The organism is Synechococcus sp. WC101 (assembly GCF_047461555.1).
Taxonomy (GTDB): Bacteria; Cyanobacteriota; Cyanobacteriia; order Thermostichales; family Thermostichaceae; genus Thermostichus.
Map to the genome: position 1 here is coordinate 1 of NZ_JANSHG010000284.1, position 1565 is coordinate 1565.

The 1565-nt window shown below is 56.7% G+C and carries 2 protein-coding genes; both read left to right on the top strand.

Annotated elements, in window-relative coordinates; all coding sequences use genetic code 11:
* Positions 1-369 precede the first annotated feature (369 nt).
* Entirely contained in the window at positions 370-1167 is a 798-nt protein-coding gene (locus tag NW809_RS12485; protein WP_414402290.1) for a prohibitin family protein, read from the top strand.
* Between the two features lie 74 nt (positions 1168-1241).
* A partial coding sequence (locus NW809_RS12490; protein WP_414402291.1) for an SPFH domain-containing protein occupies positions 1242-1565 on the top strand: 324 nt, incomplete at its 3' end.

The following is a 1565-nucleotide window of genomic DNA, read 5'->3' on the forward strand; positions in this document are numbered from 1 at the left end:
GCCAGCAGACGGATACCCCCTGCCGGATTAGAGCCCGGGCTGCCAGGGCAATGCAGGAGGTTGGCACCTGGATCTCTCGCCGCTCGTAATCGAGAGGAGGCAGCATGAACGGCAACCCAAATCTTTTTTATCATGTTTTAATCTTCTTCTCTTTTCGCCGGCTTATCCTGAGTCTTTGCAAACTGTGAAGTGAACTTTTGCGAACTTTTCGAGATTCAGGGACGTTGGCGCTCCCGCTTTCTCGTCCTTCTGCAACTTGCCCGAGGCTAGGAAAGCCGGGCAGAAAGCTTAAAAGATGGCGAAAGATCCTGCCTCCCTCTGAAGGCGGTGGCAACAATACTGGCAAGGGCAGAAGGGAGGCAGCTGCTAATGGAAAGGTGGCCAAGGCAGGTAAGCCGCTGGCTGCCCCAGCTTACTCTGGCGGGAGCGGTGTTGGTCCTGGTGGCGGCGGGCAGGCCGCTGCGCTTGGTGGGCAACGGCGAGAACATGGTGCTGTTTACCTGGGGAGGGGGGGTGAGCCCGACGCCCCTGCAGCCAGGCCTGCATTGGGTGCCGCCTTTTGTCTCGCGGACGGTGATTTTTGATGTGAAAACCCAAGCTCTGACCTGGAAGGACGACGACCCAAACGCCTACGCGCCGCGGCTGCTGGCCCTCTCTCAGGATGGGCAGCAGATTGCGGCTGAAGCGACGCTGCAATTTCGCATTGTGGATCCTCCCAAGGTCTATACCCAACTGGGAGAGAACTACTTGGATCGCATTGCCCCCATTGTCCGGTCGGTCATCTTGAATGAGACCAGCGGCTTTTCCGCCCAAGCTCTCTATTCCACCGAGCGCCCGCTGCTTCAAGGACAAATTCGCGAGCGAGTGGCCCTTTTGCTGAAGGAATACGGCATCGAAGTTTTGGACTTTCTGCTGCGAGATGTGGATTTCGATCCCGATTTTGTAGCCGCTATTGAAGCAAAGACCATCGCCGAAAACCAACTGGCGCAAAAACAATTTGAGATCGAGCAGGCGCGCCAAGATGCCCGCGCCATCATTTCTCAAGCTGAGGCAGAAGCCGGTCAATTGCGAGCCAAAGCACAGGCCCTCACCCAAAATCCCCAGTACTTGGAGGTAGTGAAGGCCGCGGTGCTGGGATCCCGTCTGGAAACTTTGATAACCAAATAGATAACCTCAATAGAAATAGCTTGGCCCCAGTTTCCTCAGTTCTTCTCACCAACCCTAAAACGGGAACAGCCACCATGTATCCAACAGGAGAAACACCCGGAATTAGAGCCGGTTGGCTAACTTTGGGCGGGATCGCCCTCTTGGCAGTTTTGGGGACGCTCCGCTCTTGCCTGTACGTCACCTTGCCTGGACAGGCCACCGTGGTGTTCAATACCTTTTTCGGGTTGCAAAAGGGGCGGGTAGAGTTGCCGGGGGTCATCTTCCGGATCCCGGGGATCGAGACGCCGATCACCTACAGCGTGCTCACCCGCGTTTGGGAGTTTACCAATGACCCCAACTCGGCCAACGCCATCAGCAATGCCATCACGGTCAACACCGCCGACGGGCAGGCTTTTGCC

Coding starts and splice junctions, on each gene's coding strand:
- NW809_RS12485 (WP_414402290.1), top strand. CDS start 370: ATGGAAAGGTGGCCAAGGCAGGTAAGCCGCTGGCTGCCCCAGCTTACT.